General features: G+C 58.9%; 24 protein-coding genes and 1 pseudogene. 19 read left to right on the top strand and 6 right to left on the bottom strand.

Annotated elements, in window-relative coordinates; translation table 11 throughout:
• Positions 1-75: 75 nt before the first annotated feature.
• Genes BLW66_RS03505 through BLW66_RS03495 form a run of 3 tightly spaced genes read right to left on the bottom strand, consistent with a single transcriptional unit; the run spans position 76 to position 3,231 of the window.
• Positions 76-549, bottom strand: coding sequence for a DUF3592 domain-containing protein (locus tag BLW66_RS03505; protein WP_170833380.1), 474 nt, complete (start codon positions 547-549; stop codon positions 76-78).
• Positions 542-1,894: a cytochrome P450 gene (locus tag BLW66_RS03500; RefSeq protein ID WP_089945059.1), complete on the bottom strand. Its 1,353-nt coding sequence runs from the start codon at positions 1,892-1,894 to the stop codon at positions 542-544. Before BLW66_RS03500 ends, BLW66_RS03505 begins: the two co-directional genes overlap by 8 nt.
• Positions 1,891-3,231 carry a hypothetical protein gene (locus BLW66_RS03495; protein WP_089945057.1) on the bottom strand — a complete coding sequence of 447 codons (1,341 nt, stop codon included), beginning with the start codon at positions 3,229-3,231 and terminating at the stop codon, positions 1,891-1,893. The genes BLW66_RS03500 and BLW66_RS03495 overlap by 4 nt, the downstream gene beginning before the upstream one ends.
• Positions 3,232-3,314: 83 nt before the next feature.
• Between BLW66_RS03495 and BLW66_RS03490 the strand changes: the two genes are divergently transcribed.
• Positions 3,315-3,542 carry a sulfurtransferase TusA family protein gene (locus BLW66_RS03490; RefSeq protein ID WP_089945055.1) on the top strand — a complete coding sequence of 76 codons (228 nt, stop codon included), beginning with the start codon at positions 3,315-3,317 and terminating at the stop codon, positions 3,540-3,542.
• Position 3,543: 1 nt separating this feature from the next.
• Here BLW66_RS03490 and BLW66_RS03485 read toward each other — a convergent pair whose 3' ends face one another.
• Positions 3,544-6,951 carry an indolepyruvate ferredoxin oxidoreductase family protein gene (locus tag BLW66_RS03485; protein ID WP_089945053.1) on the bottom strand — a complete coding sequence of 1,136 codons (3,408 nt, stop codon included), beginning with the start codon at positions 6,949-6,951 and terminating at the stop codon, positions 3,544-3,546.
• 148 nt (positions 6,952-7,099) lie between these two features.
• On the opposite strand from BLW66_RS03485, the gene BLW66_RS03480 reads away from it, so the two are divergent.
• From BLW66_RS03480 to BLW66_RS03460, 5 genes are all read left to right on the top strand, one after another.
• Entirely contained in the window at positions 7,100-8,005 is a 906-nt protein-coding gene (locus BLW66_RS03480; RefSeq protein ID WP_089945051.1) for a LysR family transcriptional regulator, read from the top strand.
• Positions 8,006-8,345: 340 nt separating this feature from the next.
• Positions 8,346-10,505 (top strand): phosphoribosylformylglycinamidine synthase subunit PurL, encoded by a 2,160-nt coding sequence (purL, locus tag BLW66_RS03475; protein ID WP_089945049.1) that lies wholly within the window; start codon positions 8,346-8,348, stop codon positions 10,503-10,505.
• A gap of 92 nt (positions 10,506-10,597) precedes the next feature.
• Entirely contained in the window at positions 10,598-10,822 is a 225-nt protein-coding gene (locus tag BLW66_RS03470; protein ID WP_089945047.1) for a BolA family protein, read from the top strand.
• 3 nt (positions 10,823-10,825) lie between these two features.
• Entirely contained in the window at positions 10,826-11,188 is a 363-nt protein-coding gene (grxD, locus tag BLW66_RS03465) for a Grx4 family monothiol glutaredoxin (RefSeq protein WP_089945045.1), read from the top strand.
• Positions 11,189-11,200: 12 nt separating this feature from the next.
• A complete protein-coding gene (locus BLW66_RS03460) occupies positions 11,201-11,566 on the top strand; it encodes a glutaredoxin domain-containing protein (protein ID WP_089945043.1) in 366 nt (121 codons plus the stop codon).
• A gap of 75 nt (positions 11,567-11,641) precedes the next feature.
• Here the strand turns inward: BLW66_RS03460 and tkt are convergent, their stop codons facing one another.
• Entirely contained in the window at positions 11,642-13,657 is a 2,016-nt protein-coding gene (tkt, locus tag BLW66_RS03455; protein WP_089945041.1) for a transketolase, read from the bottom strand.
• Positions 13,658-13,870: 213 nt separating this feature from the next.
• Here tkt and BLW66_RS03450 point away from each other — a divergent pair, with 213 nt between their 5' ends.
• The 9 genes and pseudogenes from BLW66_RS03450 to BLW66_RS17845 all read left to right on the top strand — a co-directional run bounded on the left by BLW66_RS03450 (position 13,871) and on the right by BLW66_RS17845 (position 19,451).
• Positions 13,871-14,320: a hypothetical protein gene (locus tag BLW66_RS03450; protein WP_089945039.1), complete on the top strand. Its 450-nt coding sequence runs from the start codon at positions 13,871-13,873 to the stop codon at positions 14,318-14,320.
• A 3-nt stretch (positions 14,321-14,323) separates the two neighbouring features.
• The gene (locus BLW66_RS03445) at positions 14,324-14,707 is read left to right on the top strand and encodes a cell division protein ZapA (RefSeq protein WP_089945037.1); all 384 of its coding nucleotides are present in this window, start codon (positions 14,324-14,326) and stop codon (positions 14,705-14,707) included.
• Between the two features lie 113 nt (positions 14,708-14,820).
• Positions 14,821-15,360 (top strand): fasciclin domain-containing protein, encoded by a 540-nt coding sequence (locus BLW66_RS03440; protein ID WP_089945035.1) that lies wholly within the window; start codon positions 14,821-14,823, stop codon positions 15,358-15,360.
• Positions 15,361-15,443: 83 nt separating this feature from the next.
• On the top strand, positions 15,444-15,914 hold the full coding sequence (gene msrB, locus BLW66_RS03435; protein WP_089945034.1) for a peptide-methionine (R)-S-oxide reductase MsrB: 471 nt from the start codon (positions 15,444-15,446) through the stop codon (positions 15,912-15,914).
• 193 nt (positions 15,915-16,107) lie between these two features.
• Entirely contained in the window at positions 16,108-17,106 is a 999-nt protein-coding gene (gene gap, locus BLW66_RS03430) for a type I glyceraldehyde-3-phosphate dehydrogenase (RefSeq protein ID WP_089945031.1), read from the top strand.
• Positions 17,107-17,331: 225 nt separating this feature from the next.
• The gene (locus BLW66_RS03425; protein ID WP_089945028.1) at positions 17,332-17,673 is read left to right on the top strand and encodes a hypothetical protein; all 342 of its coding nucleotides are present in this window, start codon (positions 17,332-17,334) and stop codon (positions 17,671-17,673) included.
• Positions 17,674-18,200: 527 nt separating this feature from the next.
• A complete protein-coding gene (locus tag BLW66_RS03420) occupies positions 18,201-18,728 on the top strand; it encodes a hypothetical protein (RefSeq protein ID WP_089945025.1) in 528 nt (175 codons plus the stop codon).
• A gap of 420 nt (positions 18,729-19,148) precedes the next feature.
• A pseudogene (locus BLW66_RS17720) lies at positions 19,149-19,283 on the top strand (erythrose-4-phosphate dehydrogenase); the annotation flags it as partial.
• Positions 19,284-19,307: 24 nt separating this feature from the next.
• Complete coding sequence (locus BLW66_RS17845) at positions 19,308-19,451, top strand: hypothetical protein (RefSeq protein WP_170833379.1); 144 nt, start codon at positions 19,308-19,310, stop codon at positions 19,449-19,451.
• 13 nt (positions 19,452-19,464) lie between these two features.
• On the opposite strand, the gene BLW66_RS03410 is transcribed toward BLW66_RS17845, so the two are convergent.
• Positions 19,465-19,797: a hypothetical protein gene (locus BLW66_RS03410; RefSeq protein WP_089945019.1), complete on the bottom strand. Its 333-nt coding sequence runs from the start codon at positions 19,795-19,797 to the stop codon at positions 19,465-19,467.
• A 263-nt stretch (positions 19,798-20,060) separates the two neighbouring features.
• On the opposite strand from BLW66_RS03410, the gene gap (BLW66_RS03405) reads away from it, so the two are divergent.
• The 4 genes from gap (BLW66_RS03405) to BLW66_RS03390 all read left to right on the top strand — a co-directional run bounded on the left by gap (BLW66_RS03405) (position 20,061) and on the right by BLW66_RS03390 (position 24,091).
• Entirely contained in the window at positions 20,061-21,065 is a 1,005-nt protein-coding gene (gene gap / locus BLW66_RS03405; protein ID WP_089945016.1) for a type I glyceraldehyde-3-phosphate dehydrogenase, read from the top strand.
• An 86-nt stretch (positions 21,066-21,151) separates the two neighbouring features.
• Positions 21,152-22,330, top strand: a complete 1,179-nt coding sequence (locus BLW66_RS03400; protein WP_089945012.1) for a phosphoglycerate kinase — start codon at positions 21,152-21,154, stop codon at positions 22,328-22,330.
• A 3-nt stretch (positions 22,331-22,333) separates the two neighbouring features.
• Complete coding sequence (locus BLW66_RS03395) at positions 22,334-23,104, top strand: SDR family NAD(P)-dependent oxidoreductase (RefSeq protein WP_089945009.1); 771 nt, start codon at positions 22,334-22,336, stop codon at positions 23,102-23,104.
• A gap of 93 nt (positions 23,105-23,197) precedes the next feature.
• A complete protein-coding gene (locus BLW66_RS03390) occupies positions 23,198-24,091 on the top strand; it encodes a fructose bisphosphate aldolase (RefSeq protein ID WP_089945006.1) in 894 nt (297 codons plus the stop codon).
• Positions 24,092-24,185 lie beyond the last annotated feature (94 nt).

Raw genomic sequence — 24,185 nt, 5'->3', positions numbered from 1 at the left:
GTCCGCATAGCGGACTTCCACAATCTGTATCACGAAATCTAGGATGGGTCAGGGATGCACTAAAACTGTGCCTGCCTAGGAGCTGCGCGAGGGACGTCGTGCTCGCCAACGCCCAATCGTAAACCAAAGGGACGCCAATAGCCCTGCCCCCCCGATCAGCATGAAAACCCACATGATGATAGACGTCCCCCAATGGCGCTGGAACGGGATGTCGATCGCGATGGATTGCGTCTTGGGCCGCCAAAGCACCGTTACGCGGTCGCCTTTGCGAAAGTCGTAGTGGACGGAGCCGCGTTTGACGCTCATCACCCGCTCCTGCCCGCCGGGGTCGGTGAATTCCACGCGCGGCAGGAAGGTCAGGTATGTATCAGTCGGCTGCGTGCGGCGGCTGTGCATCTCAACCACGCGGCCCGGAACATGGATGCCGTCGCGTGTTGCCGCCCAGATCAACCGATCAATGTTACCAAAAAACAAGAACGCCACCCCAATCAAAAAGAGGACGCCAATCAGGCCCCACGGCATCGGGCTGCTTTTGCTGTGTTTAGGCATCATCCGTCCTTTTACTGATCTTTAACCAAATCCCGTCCTTGGAGCGTACGGTCAAATGCGCGACGGGGACAGGCGTGCGTTCGGTGGTCTCGAACCGGAAGTTGCGCACCAACATGGACAACAAAAGCGGCCCCTCCACCATCGCGAAACCCGCCCCAGTGCAGACCCTTGGCCCGCTGGAGAACGGGATAAACGCGTCGCGCATGCATTGCTTGCCGTTCTCTGTGGCCCACCGCGTCGGGTCGAACCCGTCTGGATTGTCCCACAGCCGCGTGTGACGATGCAGGTGCCAAGGGGAGATCACCACCTGCGCGCCGGGCTTGATAGCACGGTCACGAAAATTCTCGGGGCATTTGCTTTCGCGCACCATCATTGGCACCGGCGGATAAAGCCGCAGCGCTTCGCGGAACACATCGCGCGACAGGCGCAGCTTGGACATCACCTTGAAGTCGCAGCCCGCATCCAGCGCCTTGGCCTCCGCCGCCAGCTTCTCTTGCCAGTCGGGGAACATCGCCAATAGATACAGCGTCCATGCCAGCGCGGAGGCACTGGTCTCATGCCCCGCCAAGAAGAAGATCGCCACTTGGTCGACCATCTCTTCGGTTGTGAAGGTCTCTCCGGTTTCGGGGTCGGCGGTGGTCATGATCTTGGTGGCCAGATCATCCGGCGCGGTGCCATCCTTGATTTGCGCCATACGCGCCTCGGTCAGCTCAGTGATCAGCACGCGGATGGAATGCGCCGTTTCCTTGGTGCGCTTGCTGAACAGGCGCGGCATCCATTTGGGGCCTTTGACGAAGGCCGCAAGGTTCAAGATGGGCTGCGTGCGCTGGTAGTCGCGAAACTCGGAGAACACCGCCTGCGCGATGCGGTCCTCTATCGGGATGGAGAACAGCGTGCGGAAAATCACGTCCGCGGCGGCGAAGCTGGTGAGTTCCTCCAGCTCCTGCACGCCGCCGCCCATCCGCGCGGTCGCCGCCTGCCCTGCGGCCCACATCGCGGGGAACGTGTCGCGCAACCGCCCCCCCTCAAAGGCCGGATCAATGATGCGGCGCTGGCGCTCCCATGTGGCACCGTTTGTCAAGAACACCGAGTTCCCAAGCAACGGGCGCAGCCCCGCGCCGATGCGGTCGGACTTCGGGAAGTCGCGCGGGCGCGCGTTTAACACCGTCTTAACCAGCGACGGCTGGTTGATCATATAGCTGCGGAAGAACGGCGTGCGGAACTCCGCCATCCATGCGCGGTAGAGCTTGGCGGGTTGTGCCGACAGGATGTCTTGCCGAAACAGCCGCAGGTACGTCAGCAAAGATACCTTCTCGGGCCTTACGGGGGGTTTTGGCGGGATCATGACATGGATGTGTAGCCGGAGGCGGCCACGTCAATGCGCGTCCACGACTGCTTGCGGTCGTGGTAGCGGTCATAGAGCGTCACAGGCCCTGCGGTGATCTGGAAGTAGTCGTAATCATTGGGACGATCAAAGGCGCAGAGGTATTGGAAATGCAGTCGGAAAAAGCGCCAGCGCAGCTCGCGCCAGCGCTCTGGGCTTAGGGTCTGGGTGAAGGCGGCAGAGAACACCAGCGGCCACTTCTTACCCGCAGGCTCTACCCCGGACACCGACACCGGATCGCACAGCGCAAAGGCGCAGCCGTCACCCGGCGCGGTGACGTCGACCCAGATCAACGCGTCACTGGCCGATAGATCATGTAAATCGCGGCGCAAACGATCGGCCTTGGGCAGGAACGACACCATCGGCACCACCTGCCCCAAGCTAAGAAACGCAAGCTTCGGCCCCGTCTCGGGCACGCGGCCCGCACGGATCAGGTCCGCCAAGATCGACACCGCCAGATGCGCGCCCGACGAATGGCCGACCACTAGGACTTCGTCGACGTCGTCGTGCAATGCGGCTGCGATGACATCGCCAAACTCCGCCATGCGGTCTTCCAAGGCGGGGGGATTTGCTCCCATCCAGCGGGCAGAATAAGCGAAGTCGTGCATCAGGTAATAGGCGAAAAACTTGCCGTCATTCTTCTTGAACCAACGCAAGATGTAGACAGCGACGCCAATCCAGATCACGGCGCGCAGGATCAAACCAATCCCGAAAATAAGTAGGAAGAATGCGCTCCAAAACTCCAATGACAGGCGGTTACCCAATGCCTCTAGTAAAGGGACTTGTGCTGTGAGGTTCAAAAGCCCCCCGAACATCGCAGTCAGCCCCCAGAGTACCAAGCCCGACAAAATCGCCCCCGCCACCACGGCGAGGAAAAGCTGCACCAGCAACATACCAATCGGATAGAGCGCGGCGATGATCGGCCCCTTGCGCAGCCGCATGAGGCGAAACAGCGCGCCGGTAGTAATATAGGCATAGGCCGTGCGCAGCAGTTGCATGTAGGTCGCGGGGATCGAATTCGACATGGACGCGCGCACGATGTCGGACCAGATCAGCACATCTACCTGCGCGTCAGTGTGCTGACCGTCGATGTCTGTGGAGGCGTGCCAGCCGTAGGCTCCACCCTCTTTTTTCGCTTCCAAATCAAAATTGTACCCGCTGATCTTCGCCTGATCCGCACCCTCCTTGCGGAACAGCTCGCGGTAGCGTCTGGGATGGATCGGGTCGTATCCCGGAATGTAGAACACCCGCCTTTTGGTCACGCTTTGCACTTGCTTGAACTCGTCCACAGTTTCCATGGCCGCACGTTAGCCCGTGTTTTTGGCTAAAGTAAGAACCACCCCGCGTGGACAAGGCAGCGCGTGTCGCCTAGATCACGGTTATGGAACATGACGCTGAACTTGATGCTTTGGGGCTGCTGTGCCCCCTTCCCGTGCTTAAAGCCCGCAAGCGCTTGCAGGCGCTTGCCTCCGGTCAGGTGCTTAGGGTGTTGGCCGATGACCCCGCCGCAGTGATCGACATGCCCCATTACTGCGCCGAGGCCGGTCATGAACTGGTGTCCATGACCGACGCCGAGACGCATCAGGTTTACCTGCTTCGCAAAGCCTAGCTTACTGCGCCGCCATCGCGGGCTCTGTTGAATTGAGCGCCACCAGAAGCTCCTCGCGGCGCTTTGCGGCTTTCGCCTCATTGGCTTGCTTCACCGGACCAAAGCCACGGATTTGCAGTGGCAGCTCCGCCAGGGCCACGGCGGCATCCTTGTTGGACGCGCTTAGGATCTTCGGCAAATCCGCCTCATACTGGGCAATCAAAGCACGCTCCATTTTGCGCTCTTCGGTGTAGCCGAAGACATCAAGCGGCGTGCCGCGCAAGCCTTTCAGCTTCGCCAGAACGCGGAATCCACGGGCCATCCACGCCCCGTATTCCTTCTTCATGGGCCGCCCGTTGGCCCCAATCTTGGACATCATCGGCGGCGCAAGATGGTAGGTCAGCTTCAGATCGCCATCGAAGGCCTCGCGGGCTTTAGCTTCTGTCTCCAGATGCAGGCGCGCGACCTCGTATTCATCCTTATATGTCAGCAGCTTATGGTAGCCTTTTGCGACCGCTTCTTTCAAAGCAGGATCGCTGATTTCGGCCAACGCCGCGTCGTAGCGTTTCACCAAAGCGTCTGACTGATAGGCTTCCAGATGTTTGCGGCGATAGGCAATTTTGTCGTCCAGCGTTTTAGGAAGCGCGACCACCTGATCTTTGCCGTAGCCTGCCGCCTGTTCGGGGTATGCGGCCGCCCAACGACCCAGTTCAAACGCGCGTTTGTTACGCTCAGGTGCTGCACCGTTCAGGTCGATCGCCCGCATCAACGCCTCAAAGCTGATCGGCAGAAGCCCGCGTTGCCACGCCGCCCCGAAGATCATCATGTTGGAGTAGATGCTGTCGCCCATCAACACCCGCGCCAATTCCGACGCGTCGAAGAACTGCACGCCGTCTTGAAGCCGCGCTTCCAGCGACAGCTGCAATCGGTCCGTCGGGATCTTGAATTCGGTGTCGCGGGTGAAGTCGCCGGTGATGATCTCGTGGTTGTTCACCACCCCGCCCGTGCGCCCTGTGGTCATCAGGCCAAGGGTTTTCGCCCCCGCCGTCACCACCAGATCACCGCCGATAACCGCGTCAGCCTCCCCCGTTGCCACGCGGATGGCGCTGATGTCGTCGGGGTTGTTCGACAGGCGGCAATGAATGTGGACCGCGCCGCCTTTTTGGGCCAGCCCCGCCATTTCCATCATGCCGGCACCTTTGCCGTCGATATGCGCGGCCATGGCAAGCACGGCACCGATGGTCACAACGCCAGTCCCGCCGACACCTGTGATTACAACGTTATGCGTCCCTGTGATCACAGGGAGCGTTGGCTCGGGCAATTCTGGCAGTTCCACCTCTGCGGTGGCCTGTTTCTTCAGTTTCGCACCCTCGACCGTCACGAAAGACGGGCAAAAGCCGTTGACGCAGGAGAAGTCCTTGTTGCACGACGATTGGTCAATCGCGCGCTTGCGGCCCAGTTCGGTTTCCGCAGGAACGATAGACACGCAGTTTGATTGCACGCCACAATCGCCGCAGCCTTCGCACACGTCCGTGTTAATAAACACCCGCTTGTCGGGATCAGGAAATAGCCCCCGCTTACGACGGCGGCGTTTTTCTGCGGCGCAGGTCTGGATGTAAACAATAGCCGACACACCATTGACTTTGCTCAATCTTTCCTGAACAGCAGGAAGCTCTGAGCGCTCATGACGTTCCAGATCGGACGGGAATTGCGTGAAGTCCACGTCTTCCTTTTCGTCGTAGACCAGCACCAATTCCTTAATGCCCATGGCCTTCAACTCCGCAACGATGCGCGGCGCGTCAAGGTCGCCTTCGTTCTCCTGCCCGCCCGTCATGGCGACGGCGTCATTGTAGAGCACCTTGTAGGTGATGTTGGTTTTCGCGGCGACTGCGGCACGCACTGCCTGAATGCCCGAGTGGTTGTAGGTGCCGTCCCCAAGGTTTTGGAAAACGTGATCACGTTTGCTGAACGGCGCCTCCCCGATCCAGTTGGCCCCTTCACCACCCATTTGGGTGAAGCCCACGGTTTCGCGGTCCATCCATTGCACCATGTAGTGACAGCCGATACCCGCGTAGGCGCGAGAGCCCTCAGGCACTTTGGTGGAGCTGTTGTGTGGGCAGCCCGAGCAGAAATACGGCAGTCGCGCCGCGATATCCTGCGCGTTGTCGGACCTGCGGGCCTCCGCGAGTTTCGCGAGCCCTGCTTCGATCCGGTCGGTGCGGCGACCTTCCTCAATCAGGATGCCGCCAATTTTCTCTGCAACATCAATAGGGTCAAGCGCTGCGCGCGTCGGGAACAGCTCCAAACGGCGGCCATTCTCCCATGTATCCCCCTTGTGCCAGCCATATACGCGCTGCTGGTAGTGGTCGTCGAACAGCGCCTCCTTGACCTGCACTTCGATCAGTTTGCGCTTTTCTTCCACCACCACAATCAGATCAAGCCCGCTGGCGAAATCGTGGAAGCTGTCCATATCAAGCGGCCAAACCTGACCGACCTTATACATGGTGATGCCCAGACGCTCGGCTTCCTCGCCGTCGATGCCCAGCAGCGAGAACGCGTGGACCAGATCAAGGTAGTTCTTGCCCGCCGCCACAAAACCGATTTTTGCACCAGGTTTACCCCAGACACGTTTGTCGATTTTATTTGCCTTTGCAAAGGCTTCAGCGGCGAACCTGCGGTAGTCAATTACACGCGCTTCTTGCTCTTGCGGGGTGTCGATCAGACGGATATTCAGGCCGCCTTCGGGCAAATCCATCTCTGGCGTCACGAAGGACATGCGGTCTGGGCGTCCATCCACGACGGACGTGACCTCAATCGTGTCCTTCATGGTCTTCAGCCCGACCCAAAGGCCGGAATAGCGCGACAAGGCCCAGCCATACATGCCGTAATCCAGAATTTCCTGCACACCAGCAGGCGACAAAACCGGCATGTAAGCGTCAACCATCGCCCAGTCGGATTGGTGCAACGTCGTGGACGACTCGCCCGTGTGGTCATCGCCCATCGCCATGATCACGCCGCCATGGGGCGATGTGCCCGCCATGTTGGCATGACGCATCACGTCGCCCGTGCGGTCAACGCCCGGCCCCTTGCCGTACCAGAGGCCAAATACGCCGTCATACCGCCCCTCGCCGCGCAGTTCAGCTTGTTGGGATCCCCAAATCGCCGTCGCGGCCAAATCTTCGTTCAATCCCCACTGAAACTTGACATCAGCGGCTTCCAGCATCTTTTCGGCTTTGGTCATCTGCAAATCGACCGCGCCCAGTGGCGAGCCGCGATAGCCGGTCACCAATCCCGCCGTGTTCAGCCCTGCCGCGGCGTCGCGCGCCTTTTGCATAAGGACAAGGCGCACCAGCGCCTGTGTGCCGTTCAACAGAACCGGCGACTTCTCCAGATCGTAGCGATCCGTCAGTGAAATAGATTGATTGCCCATGCCGCGCCTCCCAGTGCTTAGGTTGACTCATTATAGGTCACAAAAGCTGACCTACCAAGCGATTTTTGCAAATGAAACCTTTTCGCCTCCCCACCCGAAAGGTTACATGGTCCGAACATTAAGATATTTGTAAGAAAGTGGGCCCTTTATGGATTGGGACAAGCTAAGAATTTTTCACGCGGTTGCGGATGCGGGCAGCCTGACACATGCGGGCGAAACCTTGCACCTGTCCCAGTCTGCTGTGTCGCGGCAGGTGCGCGCGCTAGAAGAATCGCTGAACACCACTCTCTTTCACCGCCATGCCCGCGGATTGATTCTGACCGAGCAAGGCGAGCTGCTTTTCGACGCAACCCGCGCTATGACCAAGCGCCTTGATGCGGCCTCTGCGCGCATCCGCGACAGCGAGGAAGAGGTGTTCGGAGAGCTGCGTGTGACCACAACCATCGGATTCGGCTCCCTATGGCTGGCCCCACGCCTGTCGCGCCTTTATGAGAAATACCCCGACTTGAATATCAACCTGATGCTGGACGAGCGGGTTTTGGACCTGCCCATGCGTGAGGCCGATGTGGCGATCCGCATGAAAGAGCCATCACAGGCCGATCTTGTTCGCAAACGCCTGATGTCTGTTCGCATGCGCCTTTACGCGTCGCGAAACTATCTGGCCGAGCACAACACCCCCGAAACTATGGAAGACCTCCGAGACCACCGCCTGATTTGCCAGAACGTGGCGTCAGAGCAAGTGTCCGCAGGTGCGACGCTTGTGCGCGAGTTGATGAGTTACGATCTGCCGAACATTTTGACCGTGAACAATTACTTCGGCTGCCTGCAAGCGGTCCGCAATGATCTGGGCGTGGGCGTACTGCCGCATTATGTGGCCATTGATGATCCTGAGATTGTGCGGGTGCTGCCAGATGTCGAATCCAATGCAGTGCCCGTTTTCTTGGCGTTTCCGGAAGAATTACGGCAGTCCAAACGCATATCTGCCTTTCGCGACTTTGTGCTGGAACAAATAGGCGAGCAAAAAAAGCGGGCACAAATGTTTGAAAACGATTGATTTAGGGCTTGCTATGCGCTCAGCGCATAGCGGTTATGTTTTAAAAACTGCCTATTTTTCTTGAACCGAAGAGTTCAGATGCCTAATTCAAAGTCACTGGGAGACACCATGTGTTTCCCACCTCCCTGTTGGACTTCGGCCGAGCTTTATGCTCGGCCTTTTTTTTTGCGCTGATGGGTATGAGGCATGCAATTTCTCATAGAGAAATTGGGACCAGACTTTCCCAGAAAGTCTGGTACACGGCAGTGTCTAGCCGCACGGCGCAAAGAACACCCCTTCCCCCTAAGCCCCCTGTGCAATAAGAGGTGCGCAAGCAGAAATGATCCGGGGACGTCAAGGAATGCAAGAACCACATATCACCGATGATCTCATCGCCGCGCATGGGCTTTCGCCCGACGAATACCAGCGCATACTGGAGATTATGGGCCGTGAGCCGACGTTCACCGAACTCGGCATTTTTTCGGCCATGTGGAACGAGCACTGCTCATACAAATCCTCGAAAAAATGGCTGCGCACGCTGCCGACTGAGGGCCCTCAGGTGATTTGCGGCCCTGGCGAGAACGCAGGGATCGTCGATATTGGCGACGGCCAGTGTGTTGTTTTCAAAATGGAATCGCACAACCATCCGTCCTACATTGAGCCCTATCAAGGCGCTGCGACCGGTGTGGGCGGCATTCTTAGGGATGTGTTTACTATGGGTGCGCGTCCGATTGCGGCGATGAACTCGCTGTCCTTTGGTTCTCCTGAGCATCACAAAACCAAGCAACTCGTCTCCGGCGTGGTTGCGGGTGTTGGCGGGTACGGCAACTGCTTTGGCGTGCCGACCGTGGGCGGCGAAGTGCGCTTTCACCCAGCTTACAACGGCAACTGCCTTGTGAACGCTTTTGCGGCGGGCCTCGCGGACACTGACAAGATTTTCTATTCCGCCGCCTCCGGTGTCGGGATGCCTGTGGTCTATCTGGGCGCTAAAACTGGCCGTGACGGCGTTGGTGGCGCGACGATGGCATCGGCCGAGTTTGATGACACAATTGAGGACAAGCGCCCCACCGTTCAAGTGGGCGACCCCTTCACCGAAAAGCGCCTGATGGAAGCCACGCTGGAGCTGATGGCGACGGGCGCCGTGATCTCCATTCAGGATATGGGGGCCGCTGGCCTGACCTGTTCCGCCGTGGAGATGGGCGACAAGGGCAACCTTGGTGTAAAGCTCTACCTTGAGAACGTGCCGCAGCGCGAAGAGAACATGACCGCCTACGAGATGATGCTCAGCGAGTCGCAAGAGCGCATGCTGATGGTCTTGAAGCCGGAGTTGGAAGCAGAAGCGCGCGCTGTTTTTGAGAAATGGGACCTCGATTTTGCCATCGTTGGCGAAACCATCGACGAAGACCGCTTCCTGATCACGCATAACGGCGAGGTCAAAGCCGACCTGCCGCTAAAAACACTGTCCGGCTCCGCCCCTGAGTACGACCGCCCTTGGGTGGAAACCCCTGCGGCCGATCCGCTAGAGGATATCCCGCAGGTCGACGCCATCGACGCGTTGCGCATGATCCTGTCCAGCCCGAACTATGCGCGCAAGCAGTGGGTTTGGGAGCAGTACGACAGCCAAGTTATGGCCGACACCATCAACGCGCCCGGCGCGGGTGCGGGCATCGTGCGCGTCCACGGCACCGATAAGGCGCTGGCCTTCACCTCGGACGTGACGCCGCGCTACGTTAAGGCCAACCCCGTTGAAGGCGGCAAACAGGCGGTGGCGGAAGCCTACCGCAACCTGACCGCCGTGGGGGCCGTGCCATTGGCGACCACCGACAATATGAACTTCGGCAACCCTGAGAAGCCCGAAATCATGGGCCAGTTCGTTGGTGCCATTAAGGGTATCGGCCTTGCCGTCAAAGCGCTGGATATGCCCATCGTTTCCGGCAACGTGTCGCTTTACAATGAGACCGACGGCACCGGAATTCTGCCAACACCCACGATTGGTGCAGTGGGCCTGATCCAGCACACGGACGACATCATCGCAGGCACGGTGCGCGAGGGCCATGTGCTGCTGATGGTTGGTGATGCAATTGGCCATCTTGGCCAATCCGCCCTGCTGGCGGAGGTCTTCAACCGTGAGGACGGGGACGCGCCGCAGGTTGATCTGGCGGCTGAGAAGCTGAACGGTGACTTCATCCGCGCGCAGCGCGAATGGATCGACGTCTGTACCGACGTGTCGGACGGCGGCGTGGCTGTAGCTGCGTTCGAGATGGCCGACGCCGCTGGTGTTGGTATGACCTTGGACGATGACACCACGGCGATGGCGTTCGGCGAGGATCAAGCGCGCTACCTGATCGGATGTTCGTTCGATAAGGCGGAGGCGCTTATGAGCGCGGCTGGCCAAGCTGGCGTAACGCTGACCAGCGTCGGCAAATTCGGCGGCGACGCGGTGACGATCGGCGGATCCTCCGTTCCACTAGCGGAGTTGTCAGAGGTGTATCACACCAGCTTTGAAGCCGCCGTCGGGTAAAGTCTTTGCAAGTCGGGCGAGAGAGGGTTGTCACCTTCCCGCCCGCTACTTACCTTCACATCAACGACCATCGAACAGGAGCCGCGTGCGCCATGCTACCCAAAGACATTGAAGACTTGATCCGGATCGGCTTTCCCGACGCCCAGATCGAAGTGAATGGCGACGACGGCGCACATTTTTCGGCCCTTGTGGTGGATGAGAGCTTCAGGGGCCAAAACCGCGTGCAGCAACAGCGCGCCGTGATGGCCACCGTTAAAGAAAAAGTGGACAGCGGTGCCTTGCACGCACTGGCCCTGACAACCAAAGCACCGGAGTAAGTCATGACTGACGCAAACGTACAAATCAAAGAAACCGTGGACGGCAACGACGTTGTCTTGTTCATGAAGGGCACATCCGAGATGCCACAGTGCGGCTTCTCGTCCAAAGTGGCGGGCGTGCTGAACTACATGGGCGTCCAATACAAAGACGTGAATGTTTTGGCGGATGAAGGCATCCGCTCAGGCATCAAGGAATTCTCGGATTGGCCGACAATCCCGCAACTCTACGTCAAAGGCGAATTCGTCGGTGGCTGCGATATCATCACCGAAATGACACTGTCCGGTGAGTTGGATACCCTGTTGGAGCAAAACGGTGTAAGCTTCGACAAAGACGCGGCCAACAAGATCCGCGAACACAATAGCTAAGGAACCAAAACCATGAGCGATGAGATTGAAGAGTATCTAGACAATATCTTCTCTGAGCATCGCGTGGTCTTGTTCATGAATGGTGCGGTTCAGTCACCGTCGGATGCGGAATCGATGATGGGGCGCGATGTTATTGCGGCCCTGAAAATCGACTTTCACCCCGTCGACCTGAGCCGCGACCCACGCCTGCTTGCCGCTGTACAAAAGCGGTCCGGTTGGGAGAAGGTCGCGCAACTGTTCATCGACGGACAGTTCATTTGCGACAGCTACAATTTGACACCTGCGCTAAAATCCAAGCAGTTCGACAAGCTTCTGAAATCGAAGAAAGTCCCCTTTGACGAGGCGGTTGCCGATCAGTTCCGTGCGATGAATTCCTAGATCATCGCTACACCCCATAAAAAAAGCCCGACGAAGTCATCACTTCTCCGGGCTTTTTTGTTTTTCTAGAAGGCCTTACAGAAGACCTTTGACCTTATCGGCCACGTTCTGTGCGGTGATGCCGAAGTGCTCATATAGCTCGTCCGCTGGTGCGGATGCGCCGAAGCCTTCCATGCCGACAAACGCCGCTTTGCCGTTTTTGCCGCGCTCGCCCAGCAACCAACGATCCCAGCCAAAGCCGACTGCGGCTTCCACTGCGACACGTACCGGACCGGCAGGCAAAACCTTGCGGCGGTAGCTTTCGTCTTGAGCCGCGAACAGTTCGTGGCATGGCATGGACACGACGCGCGTGCCGATGCCCTCGGCTTCCAGCAACTCACGGGCCGCCAAAGCGATTTCCACCTCGGAGCCAGTCGCCATGATGATCGCCTGACGCTTGCTTTCGGCCTCTGCCAGAACATAGGCGCCTTGGGCGGTCAGGTTCTTCAGCTTGTGGTCGGTGCGCACAGTCGGCAGGTTCTGGCGCGACAGCGCCATAACGGACGGCGTGGATTTGGACGACAGCGCCAATTCCCAAGCCTCGGCAGTTTCCACCGCATCCGCTGGGCGGAACACGTTGGTGTTTGGCGTTGCGCGCAACATGGCCAAATGCTCCACCGGTTGGTGTGTCGGGCCATCTTCGCCAAGGCCGATGCTGTCGTGTGTCATCACATAAGTGACGGGCACGCCCATCAGCGCGGACAGGCGCATCGCGCCCCGTGCATAGTCGGTAAAGCACATGAACGTGCCGCCGTAAGCCTTTGTTCCGCCGTGCAAAGCCATGCCATTCATCGCAGCGGCCATGCCGTGCTCACGGATGCCGTAATACATGTAACGGCCCTTGCGGTTGTCGGTGTCGAAGACCCCCATGTCGCCGGTCAACGTGTTGTTGGAACCGGTCAAATCGGCGGAGCCGCCAAAGGTTTCCTGCATGATCGGGTTGATCACTTCGAGCGCCATCTCGGACGCCTTGCGGGTTGCAACCTTGGGCTTGCCTTCGCTGATCTGCTTTTTCAACGCCTTGATTGTCGAAGACAGCTTGTTCGGCACATCGCCTGCGTAACAGCGGGCGAATTCCTTTTGCTTGGAGCCGGAGACCTCTTGCATACGGCCTTCCCACGCTTGGCGGTCTGCTGCGCCGCGCGACCCGATGGCCTCCCACTGGGATTTCACGTCTGCAGGGATCTCGAACGGGCCGCCGGACCAGCCGTAGGCGGCTTTGGTGTCGCGGATCAGATCATCGGAGGTCAGTGCGCCGTGGCCTTTGGAGGTGTCTTGCGCCGAAGAGCCCAGTGCGATGTGTGTTTTGCACGCAATCATCGATGGCTTCTTGGTTTTCTTGGCTTTCTCGATGGCCGCGTCGATCTGCTCTGGATCGTGGCCGTCGATTTCCTGCACATGCCAGCCGGACGCTTTGAAGCGCTGGATCTGGTCAGTGCGGTCGGACAGCTCCACGGTGCCGTCGATGGTGATGTTGTTGTTGTCCCACAGCACAATCAGGCGGCCCAACTCGTGGCGGCCAGCGATGCCGATGGCCTCTTGGCTGACGCCTTCCATCAGGCAACCGTCACCCGCGATGCAGTAGGTGTAGTGGTCAACCAGCTTCTTGCCGAACCGTGCGCGCTGGTTTTCTTCTGCCATCGCGAAGCCGACGGAGTTGGCGATACCTTGGCCCAGCGGGCCTGTCGTCGTCTCAATACCTGTGGCGTGGCCGTACTCTGGGTGACCCGCAGTGATCGCGCCCTTCTGGCGGAAGTTTTTGATCTGCTCCAGCGTCATGTCCGCGTAGCCGGTGAGGTGCAGTAGCGAATAGATCAGCATGGAGCCGTGACCCGCTGACAGGATGAAGCGGTCGCGGTCAGGCCAGTTTGGCGCGGATGCGTCGAACTTCATGTGCTTCTCGAACAAGACCGTTGCAACGTCCGCCATGCCCATTGGCATGCCAGAGTGGCCGGAATTCGCCGCCGCAACGGCGTCTAGTGTCAGGGTACGGATGGCGGCGGCGCGCATCCAATGTTCGGGGTGAGCTTTGCGCAAGGCTGCAATATCCAAGGGTTTGATCCTTATTTGGCGGTCCGTATCGTTCGCGGTGATACCAGCGTTGGCGCGAAGTTCAAGGCACGGTTGACGCCACAACACCCTGATGCACGCTTAAAGGGGAGGCATTCGCCGCAATCTATGGTTAAAATCAAGCCTGTGAGGCACGGAGTTGATTCGTCGCGGGATTTTCCGCAGAACGGTCCTCCAACGAGACGAGGGACTAACATGACGAACGTCACAGAGCTGGAGCAACGCATTATCACTGCGTTGGACCGCATTGCGTATAGCGCTGACCAGATCGCCAACGCCCCGGCCGCGCCGGATGCGGATATGATTGAAGAGCTGGAAATCGAACGCGACACCAACGCGCGGCTGGTTGAGTCCGGTCAGCAAAACCTTGCCCGCATCGAGCGGCTGGAAACCCGTGTTGCCCGCCTGACCGACCGGTTGGAATTTATGGACAGCGAAAACAAGCGCTTGCAAGCGGTTATGGGCGCCCTGCGCGACACCAACAAGCAGCTGCGCAGCGCCAATGCCGAACACCAAGGCGCAGACGCCGCGATCAACACTGCGTTGGAAACCGAGAACGAGGCGCTTCAGGCCGCCCGCGCCGCCGACCTTGCGGAGCTGGACGACATCCTGAGCGACATCGCCCCATTGGTTAAGGAGGGTTAAGCTATGCCAGAGATCAACATCGAAATCGGTGGCCGCACCTTTCAAGTCGCCTGCCAAACCGGCGAAGAGCACTTTTTGCAAACCGCAGCCAAGTTTCTCGACAATGAGGCCAGTGTGCTGGCCGAACAAATCGGCCGGATGCCGGAAACCCGCATGTTGCTGATGGCGGGCCTGATGCTGGCGGATAAGACCGCAGGTCTGGAAGAAGACCTGAACGCCGCCGAAGACCGCTTGGACAAAATGCGCCGTGAGCTGGAAAGCCTGAAAGCCGCGCCGCCCCAAACCGTTGAAGTGCCCGTGGTCCCTGCCTCTGTCACCGACACGCTGGCGGAACTCGCCGCACGCTCCGAAGCTTTGGCCGAAACGCTGGAAGCGAAACGCGGCTAAATCTACGCGCGGGGGCAATTTATTTTGCCCCTGCCTGAAACTTTCCTGATCCTGTCCACGTGGGTTCTTGCATAGCCGGGCATTTGGCCCCGCTCCATGCAAAGGACAACGACATGATCAAGCACTTCCTCGCCGCTACGCTCGTACTTTCCGCCCCAGCTTTCGCCGCAAACCCAGATGTGGGTGGTGCGCCGATGTTCGAGAACAAGAACATCGTAGAAAACGCCGTGAACTCTGCCGATCACACAACGCTGGTCGCCGCCGTGAAAGCCGCCGGTCTGGTTGACACCCTTGCAAGCCCCGGACCGTTCACCGTGTTCGCCCCCGTGAATGCCGCCTTCGACGCCCTGCCCGCTGGCACGGTGGAGACGCTGCTTATGCCCGAAAACAAGGACATGCTGACCAAGGTTCTGACCGCCCATGTTGTTGCCGGCAAAATGTCGAGCAGCGACATCGCCGCCAAGGTCCGTGCCTCCGACAGCGGGTTTCATTCGTTCCTCACCGTTTCGGGCGACACGTTGTCTGCGACCATCAAAGGCGGGAAGCTCTACATTGTTGATGAAAGCGGCAACGGCGCGGGCATGGTCATCCAAGACGTGAACCAGTCGAACGGTGTCATTCACGTGGTGAACTCGGTGCTGGTTCCAAAATAACGCTGTCCTCTCCAGGCACGCGACGTCGGGCGGCAGTCACTGGCCGCCCGACACCCTCCTCCGGACCAATAGGATTGAGCACCATGACCCAGTTTTCACGCCGCGCATTTCTTCTCACCGCTACCGCCGCCTGCGCCACTTCCCGCCTTCACGCCGGAACAGGCATATTTGAAGTCACCCGCAGCGAAGCGGAGTGGCGGGCGATGCTCACCGACACGCAGTATTTGGTGATGCGCGAGGAAAAGACAGAGAACGCCTACCTCAGCCCATTAAACGACGAGACGTCGCGCGGGACATACATCTGCCGTGGCTGCGATCTGCCGCTGTATGCGTCAGATGCAAAATACGATTCCGGCACCGGTTGGCCCAGCTTCACCGCGCCCCTTCGCAACGCCGTCGCGACCAAGCCGGACAACACGCTGTTTACCACGTGCACCGAGGTCCATTGTCGTCGCTGCGGCAGCCACTTGGGCCACATCTTCGACGATGGCCCCGCACCATCCGGCAAGCGCCATTGCCTGAACGGCGCGAGTTTGGTGTTCGTGGCGAAGTAAGGTGATTCTTACCCCGTGGTCCTCCGTCCAATTCGTTATCGCTAACAGTCAAACCACACCCCGCCCGCACCGCCAAGGCCCAGCGTGTTAACGCTATCAGCTTCATTTTTAAGCCAAATCAAGGTATCCACATGGGGGCGCAGCCCTTATACCTCCTGACAAGATTGAGCGGAGCGTAAAGGGACCTGTGACCATGACAACAACCGTAGCTATCAACGGGTTCGGCCGCATCGGCCGCTGCACCCTGGCCCATATCGCCGAGAGCGCACGCAACGACGTTCAAGTCGTCGCCATCAACGCCACCGGCCCTATCGAGACCAATGCACACCTGTTGAAGTACGACAGCGTTCATGGCCGCTTTGGCCAAGAGGTTCGCGTGGACGGTGACACAATGGACATCGGCCGTGGCCCGATGAAGGTGTTCTCCACCTATGATCCCGAAGAACTGGACTGGAGCGGCGTTGACGTCGTGTTGGAATGCACCGGCAAGTTCAACTCCAAGGCCCAATCCGAAGTGCACCTGTCACGCGGCGCGAAGCGCGTTTTGATTTCTGCCCCTGCGGGCGGTGTTGACCGCACCATCGTTTACGGCGTGAACCACCGTGACCTGCTGCCGGAGCATAAAGTCGTCTCTAACGGGTCCTGCACCACCAACTGCCTTGCCCCGCTGGCGAAAGTCTTGAACGACGCGATCGGTATCGAGCGCGGCATCATGACTACGATTCACAGCTACACTGGCGACCAACCAACTTTGGACCGCCGCCACGCCGACCTATACCGCGCGCGTGCTGCAGCGATGGCGATGATCCCGACCTCCACCGGCGCAGCGAAAGCCTTGGGCGAAGTCCTGCCGGAACTGGCAGGTAAACTGGACGGCACCGCAATGCGCGTGCCAACGCCGAACGTATCCGCCGTGGATCTGACATTTGAGGCTTCCAAAGACGTGACCGTCGAAGACGTGAACGCCGTGGTGGCCGAGGCCGCCGCCGGTCACATGGGCGCGGTTCTGAGCTATGATCCGGAGCAGAAAGTTTCCATCGACTTCAACCACACCGCCCACTCATGCATTTTCGCCCCCGACCAGACAAAGGTCGTCGGCGGGCGCACGGTTCGGGTGCTGGCTTGGTATGACAACGAATGGGGTTTCTCCTGCCGCATGGCCGACGTGGCCGCAGCGATGGGACGCCTCTGACACCTCAGAGGACGCGCGCCTTACCTAAACATCCCCTGAAATCAAAACCTGCGCGACGTCTTGTGGCGCAGGCTCTTTGATCGGAGGGGCCCTATCAAAGAGTTGAGCTGATGCGATGTTTTACCCGTCGGTTTCAACAGGCTTTCCAAACTCAAAATTTCGAGGTAAAAAGCGCTAATTATTAGTTAATTGTATTATTTCCCCATGCGACTTTCTTCACGTCAAATGCAAGAGTTGGAAGATCGAGTGGCCGCGCAGGCTCTCTCGGACGGCCTTTGGCAATTTGAGCAAGACACCCGCGAGATTGATCCAGAACTTGCGGATCAAATTTCGACATACAGGCAACACGGGGACAGATCGATCTATGCGCGCATCGTCGCGCTCACGGATATCGGACTATACCAAAGAGGGCTGCTCGCGCTGTGCCTTCAAAGTGGGGTTGATATGACTATCCGCCCAGAATTTCACTACATCATGCGCAATCCCGCGCTTAGTGGGAACGTAAAAGCCCGCCATGTCATCTTAATGGCCATGGGCTTTCAACGCGTATTGGAGGGAACGACATGAACGGATATGCCATAATGGGCCCAGCAGCCCTTGGTGGACCACCCGGTTGGGCGCTCTGGGCAATCGGCGGGACCATCATCACCGTCGGCACCGTCTTGCTAGGCAATGAGGTTTACCAAGCTACACGCGCGGAGCCACGCGCCGAACCGCGGGCACCCGCGGTGCCCACAACAGACACCTGCGCGACGGGCAATTGCCCAAGGCCATACAGCGTACGGGTCCATGCGCAAGGGATGGATTGCGGGGGGACGTCAGGAAGTACAATCGGTGCCCCCGCTTTCGTTAGCACGACCCCAATTCCTGCAGCCACAGCGATCGGTCTTTCACAAGCGACTTGGGCCATGCTCGGTCGGCGCCAGCGAAGCATTCGGACACAGGCAAAGGTTAGACTTGAACGCTATGTTTTAGCCCGTCCTCCAGCTGGGTATCTCGGTGAAAAAACCTTTGCCGCCTCGGACCCGAGTGGCGGTAAGCGCTACGATGTCGACAGCTATGGCTCGACACCCAACTTTATTGCGTGATCCCTGATGAACAGCCCGACTTACACTCTCGATGACATCCGTCGCCATCCGGCATTCCCGTTTCCCGCATGGCCCAACGATGACCATCAGTTTCTCATGCTGGAACTCTATTGGGCCGAAAGGGTCCGTGAGCTACTTGGCGAAGATCTTTCCGGCTATGCACCGCTGTTCGATACTGACCGAGACGGTAACCCGATCCTGACCCTTACCAACACGCAGCAAGCCCGAGGATTGCGCCTCGTCGTTCTGGAAAATGAGGACGCAAAGCCTGTCTATCCTGACAGTAAAGGACCTGATGCATTCTATGGGCTTTACGGCTTTACGAACAAAGGTCGTTTGCCGGACGGTACAACGCAGGTGGATGAGCTGGTTTTGCTTGTGCATCTAGATGAGCGGTACGCCAAACATTTCGACAGTTTTGTAATGTGGCACTGCGTCGAAAACCTGCCGATGAGCGAGATGGAGAGGCGGCTGCAAGAGTATGAAACTGAAATTGGACAATCATCTCCAGACGCAGATATTTCCGACGATTGACGAATGGAGGGCCTTCGCTGCCAGCTGCGGCGCGCCCAGTACATTCTATGGTGGCGCGTCGGCGCCGCAGTTTGCGCAAAGCGTTCATGTTTCGGTTCTTATGTTAGAAGTTGGCTGCGCAGCTCTCGCCCCCGTTTTTCAGACCACGAATGAATGTGGCCTTTGGGTTGCGCCACAATGGCGGAATCAAAAGCTGGGCGTTCGGGTTCTCCAACATGCTTTGGGCCCGCGAAATGCGCGGCCCAACTTAGCGACAGTTTCGCACGATAACCCAGACCGTCAGTGGATGACCAAAATACTATTGCGGTGCGGCTTTACTGAGCACGTAAGCTCGGCAAAGCTGGCGTTGTGGCGCAGGGATGCCGCCGCAATGCCCACTACCACCGTCGCGCCGATTTCTTGATCTTTTTGCCCAAAAAAGAGAACTCGATTTTTGCCCCCAACCAGACAAAGGTTGTCGGCGGGCGCAGGGTTCGGGTATTGGCTTGGTATGACAACGAATGGGGCTTCTCGTGCCGCATGGCCGACGTGGCCGCAGCGATGGGACGCCTCTGACACCTCAGAGGACGCGCGCCCGACATGACGGATAAGATAGCGATTGTTTTGGCGGTCCTGATCTGTGGCATCCTTGCCGCGGATCATTTCGTTTTCGGATGGGACTTGCACATATTCCTAGGCCGCAAGCTGTTGCAGCTGACCAACTACTTAGCGTTTTGGCGCTGAGTGGCCACGCGATCTAGCGGCCGATCAAGCTTCCCAGAAAAGAGCGTGGCTTCACCTCGACGGGCTTGGCGGGTTCGGGTTCCGGCGTCGGTGCGATTGGCGGCAGAGTGGCCGCTTTGGGTGCTGCTGCAACAGGCTCCGCGATCTCTGCCACAGGGGCTTCTTCCATCTGCGGCGCAGGTGCGGTGGCTTCCGGCTCTGTGATCTCTGGCTGCTGCTGTGCCTCGGCTTGGGCTTCAGCGGCCTGAGTTTCTTCGGCAAGCAGCTCTTTGATGGTTTTCATCGTAAACGCCGTTTTCTCGCGGGCCGAGGCGCCTTTGATGGGTTGAAGGCGGGTGTGTTCCATTGGATCAATCTCCACAAGCTTAGACAAAATTGTTAAAATTCACGCGTTTTCCCCACACGGGTGGGATATTGCATGCACAATGTGGCAACTTTGTGGTGCGCCGAGCGCCAGCCGCGCACCAATCAAGCGCCCACCCCGCGCAAATCCCCGCCAATCCCCCTCAATCCGCGCCCAGTATTCAGCCTCCCCCGGTTGACCTTTGCCTCAAAATGTAATTGTTAGCGGTAACAGATTTCCAATCTCCCAGCAGGAGGGTCCTCCCCATGTCAGTTAAAGTAGCCATCAACGGTTTTGGTCGCATCGGCCGTAATGTGTTGCGCGGCATCATCGAGAGCGGTCGCACCGACATTGAGGTGATTGCCATCAATGACCTAGGCCCAGTCGAGACCAACGCGCACCTGTTGCAGTACGATTCAGTTCACGGACGCTTCCCGCAAGAAGTCGTCGTTGACGGCGACACGATCGACGTGGGCCGTGGCCCGATCAAGGTAACCGCCATTCGCAACCCCGCTGACCTGCCATGGGGCGACGTGGACGTTGTTCTGGAATGTACCGGCATTTTCACATCGAAAGAAGCCTGTCAGGCGCACCTCGAAAACGGCTCCTCGCGGGTGCTGATTTCGGCACCAGGCAAGGACGCGGACAAAACCATCGTCTACGGCGTGAACCACGAAACCCTGACCGCCGACGACATCGTTGTGTCCAACGCATCTTGCACCACCAACTGCTTGTCGCCAGTTGTGCACGTGCTTGAGGCCAACATCGGCATCGTCAAAGGCTTCATGACGACGATCCACAGCTACACGGGCGATCAGCCCACTTTGGACACGATGCACAAAGACCTGTACCGCGCCCGCGCGGCGGCTTTGTCGATGATCCCGACATCCACAGGTGCCGCCAAGGCCGTGGGCTTGGTGCTACCAGAGCTGGACGGCAAGTTGGACGGCGTGGCGATCCGCGTGCCAACCCCGAACGTATCGGTGGTGGATTTGACCTTTGAAGCCGCCCGCGACACCACAATCGACGAGGTGAACGCGCTGATCTCGGCCGCCGCAGAGAACGGCCCGCTGAAAGGTATTCTTGGCTACACCGAGAAGAAGCTTGTCAGCTCCGACTTCAACCACGACCCGCGCTCCTCGATCTTTGCGGCGGATCAAACCAAAGTTCTGGACGGCCGCATGGTCCGCATCCTGACATGGTACGACAACGAATGGGGCTTCTCGAACCGCATGGCAGACACCGCCGTGGCGATGGGCAAGCTTATCTAGCTGCAATTAGCCCCAACCGACGACTAGATCACGCGGCCCGCTCCTTATAGAAGCGGGCCGTAGGCTTTTATGGAGACAGCACGCACATGGCTTGGAAAACTCTTGACGATCTCGACCTGAACGGCAAACGCGTGTTGGTTCGCGTGGATATCAACGTGCCGATGGAAGACGGCCGCGTGACCGACGCCACCCGTATGGAACGTATCGTGCCCACCGTGCGCGACATCGTCGCCGCAGGCGGCACGCCGGTGTTGATGGCGCATTACGGCAGACCCAAAGGCAAAACCGTGCCGGAGATGTCGCTGCGCCACGTGGTCCCTGCCCTGTCCGACATTTTGGGCAAGCCCGTGACATTCATTGATGGCGATTACAGCGACAGCGTTGCGGCGCTGGAGGCTGGGCAAATCGCCTTGTTGGAGAACCTGCGCTTTAACCCGGGCGAGGAAGCCAATGAGGCGGGCTTCGCCGCGCGGCTGGCAACATTGGGCGACGTGTATGTGAATGACGCCTTCTCCGCCGCGCACCGCGCGCATGCCTCGACAGAGGCCTTGGCCAAACTGCTGCCCGCTTGCGCAGGTCGCCTGATGCAAGAGGAGCTAAGCGCGCTCGAAGCCGCACTTGGCACGCCGGAACGCCCCGTTGTGGCCATCGTTGGTGGCGCGAAAGTGTCAACCAAGCTGGACCTGCTGTCGAACCTGATCGAGAAAGTTGACCATCTGGTGATCGGCGGCGGCATGGCCAACACCTTCCTTGCGGCGCAAGGTGTGGGTGTGGGCAAATCGCTGGCAGAGCACGATATGGCGGGGACCGCCCGCGACATTCTCGCGAAGGCTGAAACCACCGGCTGTGAAATCATCCTGCCGCGCGACATCGTTGTTGCGGCGGAATTCAAGGCAAACGCCGCCTCGCTGACTGTGGCCGCAGATGCCTGCCCTGACGACCAGATGATCTTGGACGCGGGGCCGCAAACCGTGGACTACATCAAATCAGTCCTGAAGGACGCGAAAACACTGATCATGAACGGCCCCTTGGGCGTGTTCGAGTTGGCCCCCTTCCACACCGCCACCTTTGGCGTGCTGGACGAAATTGCCAGCCAGACCAAGGCGGGGCAGCTTGTGTCCGTGGCGGGTGGCGGCGACACGGTGGCCGCCGTGAACGCAAGCGGCCATGAGGCTGACTTCACTTATATTTCCACCGCTGGGGGCGCGTTCCTAGAGTGGATGGAAGGCAAAACCCTACCGGGCGTTGCCGCGTTGGAAGGATAAATCATGGGCTATGTGCTGATCACCGGAGCATCTGAGGGGATCGGCAAAGCCATCGCCCGACGCGCCGCCAAAGACGGGCGCGACCTGATCCTGAGCGCGCGCTCCGAAGACAAGCTGGAGGCTTTGGCGGCGGAGTTGCGTAGCTCAGGGCGCACCGTGCATGTCATCGTCGCCGATCTGAACACCAGCGACGGCGCGGCGCAGTTATGGGCGGAAGCCGTACAAATTGGCCAGATCGACGTTCTGGTGAACAACGCGGGGCTTGGCATCAACGGCCCGTTTGTCAAAACCGACACCACGCGAGAGGACACCAGCGTGCAGGTGAACATTGTCGCGCTAACCCAATTGATGAAATCAGCGGCGCAACATATGCACGCAAACGGCGCGGGCAAAATCCTGAACGTGGCCTCCACCGCCGCCTTCATGCCGGGGCCGCATATGGCGGTCTACCATGCCAGCAAATCCTATGTGCTGTCCCTGTCGGAAGCCGTCGCGCAAGAATTGGCAGGCGGCGATTTCACCGTTACCGCCCTCTGCCCCGGCGCCACCAAGACGGAATTCTTCAAGGATGCCGACATGCACGACGTGCGGCTTTTGAAGCTGGGCCTGATGATGAGCGCCGAAGATGTGGCGGACGCCGGCTGGTCCGGCATGATGCGCGGCAAGCGCGTCGTGGTGCCTGGATTGGCCAACAAGGTGTTTGCGGTCCTGCCCAGATTTGTCCCGCGCGGGCTTCTGACGTGGGTTGTGGCGCAGTTTTACGTCCGCTCCTGATTGCTTGCGCCATGTTAGCGCAAGCATTGTTGCAACCCAATTGCGGCTCCCATAGAGATTGCGCAACTTAGCGTATCCCTAGCGAGGCCTTTCATGTCGAACTCTGAACAACTTGAGCAAATCCGTAACGGCAAAGGCTTCATTGCGGCCTTGGACCAAAGCGGCGGCTCTACCCCGAAGGCCCTGCGTCTCTACGGTGTCGAAGAAGATGCCTATAGCAACGACGAAGAAATGTTCGACCAAATCCACCAGATGCGCACCCGCATCGTGAAGGCCCCTGCCTTCAACGGCGAAAAGGTCATCGGCGCGATCTTGTTCGAGAAAACAATGGATCGCGAGATGGACGGCGTCCCGTCGGGCAAGTTTATCTGGGAAGACAGCGGTGTTGTGCCTTTCCTGAAGATCGACAAGGGCTTGGAAGATGAGGCCAACGGCGTTCAGCTGATGAAGCACATCGACGGTCTGGACGCGCTGCTGAAACGTGGCGTTGAGAAAGGCATGTTCGGCACCAAGATGCGCTCCGTCATCTCTGCGGCGTCGGAAGCAGGCATTGCAGCGGTTGTCGCACAGCAATTCGACCTTGGCCGCCAGATCTTGGGCCACGGCCTGATGCCGATTATTGAGCCAGAGGTAACGATTTCCATCGCTGATAAGGCCGAGGCTGAAACCATCCTGCTGGCAGAGCTGACCAAGCAGTTGGACGCCCTGCCCGAGGGCAAAGACGTGATGCTGAAGCTGACGCTGCCAGAGGTCGCCAACATCTATAAGCCACTGGTCGACCACCCGCGCGTGCTGCGTGTCGTGGCGCTGTCGGGCGGCTATTCGCGCGACGAAGCGAACGCCCGCCTGTCGACGAACACCGGTATCATCGCCAGCTTCTCGCGCGCGCTGACCGAAGGACTTTCCGCCCAACAAAGCGACGCCGCGTTCAATGAGATGATCGCCGGCACAATCGACAGCATCTATCAGGCCTCTGTCGCCGGATAATCGACTGAATCCCCTATAAATATTGCCGTTTTAGCAATTTAGGGGATTCACAAATCGAATCACATGTGCGATTCATATGGGGTAGCGTCCACAA

It is taken from the genome of Litoreibacter albidus (assembly GCF_900107015.1).
Lineage (GTDB): Bacteria > Pseudomonadota > Alphaproteobacteria > Rhodobacterales > Rhodobacteraceae > Litoreibacter > Litoreibacter albidus.
Note: the sequence above shows the minus strand (reverse complement) of the source record. Positions and strands in the feature narration are given on the sequence as shown.

What these genes read in the sequence shown, in the direction of transcription:
- BLW66_RS03420 (WP_089945025.1), top strand. Translation starts at nt 18,201, where the DNA reads ATGAACAGCCCGACTTACACTCTCGATGACATCCGTCGCCATCCGGCA.
- purL (WP_089945049.1), top strand. Translation starts at nt 8,346, where the DNA reads ATGCAAGAACCACATATCACCGATGATCTCATCGCCGCGCATGGGCTT.
- BLW66_RS03440 (WP_089945035.1), top strand. Translation starts at nt 14,821, where the DNA reads ATGATCAAGCACTTCCTCGCCGCTACGCTCGTACTTTCCGCCCCAGCT.
- BLW66_RS03500 (WP_089945059.1), bottom strand. Translation starts at nt 1,894, where the DNA reads ATGATCCCGCCAAAACCCCCCGTAAGGCCCGAGAAGGTATCTTTGCTG.
- BLW66_RS03410 (WP_089945019.1), bottom strand. Translation starts at nt 19,797, where the DNA reads ATGGAACACACCCGCCTTCAACCCATCAAAGGCGCCTCGGCCCGCGAG.
- BLW66_RS03490 (WP_089945055.1), top strand. Translation starts at nt 3,315, where the DNA reads ATGGAACATGACGCTGAACTTGATGCTTTGGGGCTGCTGTGCCCCCTT.
- BLW66_RS03450 (WP_089945039.1), top strand. Translation starts at nt 13,871, where the DNA reads ATGACGAACGTCACAGAGCTGGAGCAACGCATTATCACTGCGTTGGAC.
- BLW66_RS03395 (WP_089945009.1), top strand. Translation starts at nt 22,334, where the DNA reads ATGGGCTATGTGCTGATCACCGGAGCATCTGAGGGGATCGGCAAAGCC.
- BLW66_RS03425 (WP_089945028.1), top strand. Translation starts at nt 17,332, where the DNA reads ATGCAAGAGTTGGAAGATCGAGTGGCCGCGCAGGCTCTCTCGGACGGC.
- BLW66_RS03495 (WP_089945057.1), bottom strand. Translation starts at nt 3,231, where the DNA reads ATGGAAACTGTGGACGAGTTCAAGCAAGTGCAAAGCGTGACCAAAAGG.
- BLW66_RS03445 (WP_089945037.1), top strand. Translation starts at nt 14,324, where the DNA reads ATGCCAGAGATCAACATCGAAATCGGTGGCCGCACCTTTCAAGTCGCC.
- msrB (WP_089945034.1), top strand. Translation starts at nt 15,444, where the DNA reads ATGACCCAGTTTTCACGCCGCGCATTTCTTCTCACCGCTACCGCCGCC.
- gap (WP_089945031.1), top strand. Translation starts at nt 16,108, where the DNA reads ATGACAACAACCGTAGCTATCAACGGGTTCGGCCGCATCGGCCGCTGC.
- BLW66_RS03460 (WP_089945043.1), top strand. Translation starts at nt 11,201, where the DNA reads ATGAGCGATGAGATTGAAGAGTATCTAGACAATATCTTCTCTGAGCAT.
- grxD (WP_089945045.1), top strand. Translation starts at nt 10,826, where the DNA reads ATGACTGACGCAAACGTACAAATCAAAGAAACCGTGGACGGCAACGAC.
- BLW66_RS03505 (WP_170833380.1), bottom strand. Translation starts at nt 549, where the DNA reads ATGCCTAAACACAGCAAAAGCAGCCCGATGCCGTGGGGCCTGATTGGC.
- BLW66_RS17845 (WP_170833379.1), top strand. Translation starts at nt 19,308, where the DNA reads ATGACGGATAAGATAGCGATTGTTTTGGCGGTCCTGATCTGTGGCATC.
- gap (WP_089945016.1), top strand. Translation starts at nt 20,061, where the DNA reads ATGTCAGTTAAAGTAGCCATCAACGGTTTTGGTCGCATCGGCCGTAAT.
- BLW66_RS03480 (WP_089945051.1), top strand. Translation starts at nt 7,100, where the DNA reads ATGGATTGGGACAAGCTAAGAATTTTTCACGCGGTTGCGGATGCGGGC.
- BLW66_RS03400 (WP_089945012.1), top strand. Translation starts at nt 21,152, where the DNA reads ATGGCTTGGAAAACTCTTGACGATCTCGACCTGAACGGCAAACGCGTG.
- BLW66_RS03485 (WP_089945053.1), bottom strand. Translation starts at nt 6,951, where the DNA reads ATGGGCAATCAATCTATTTCACTGACGGATCGCTACGATCTGGAGAAG.
- BLW66_RS03470 (WP_089945047.1), top strand. Translation starts at nt 10,598, where the DNA reads ATGCTACCCAAAGACATTGAAGACTTGATCCGGATCGGCTTTCCCGAC.
- BLW66_RS03390 (WP_089945006.1), top strand. Translation starts at nt 23,198, where the DNA reads ATGTCGAACTCTGAACAACTTGAGCAAATCCGTAACGGCAAAGGCTTC.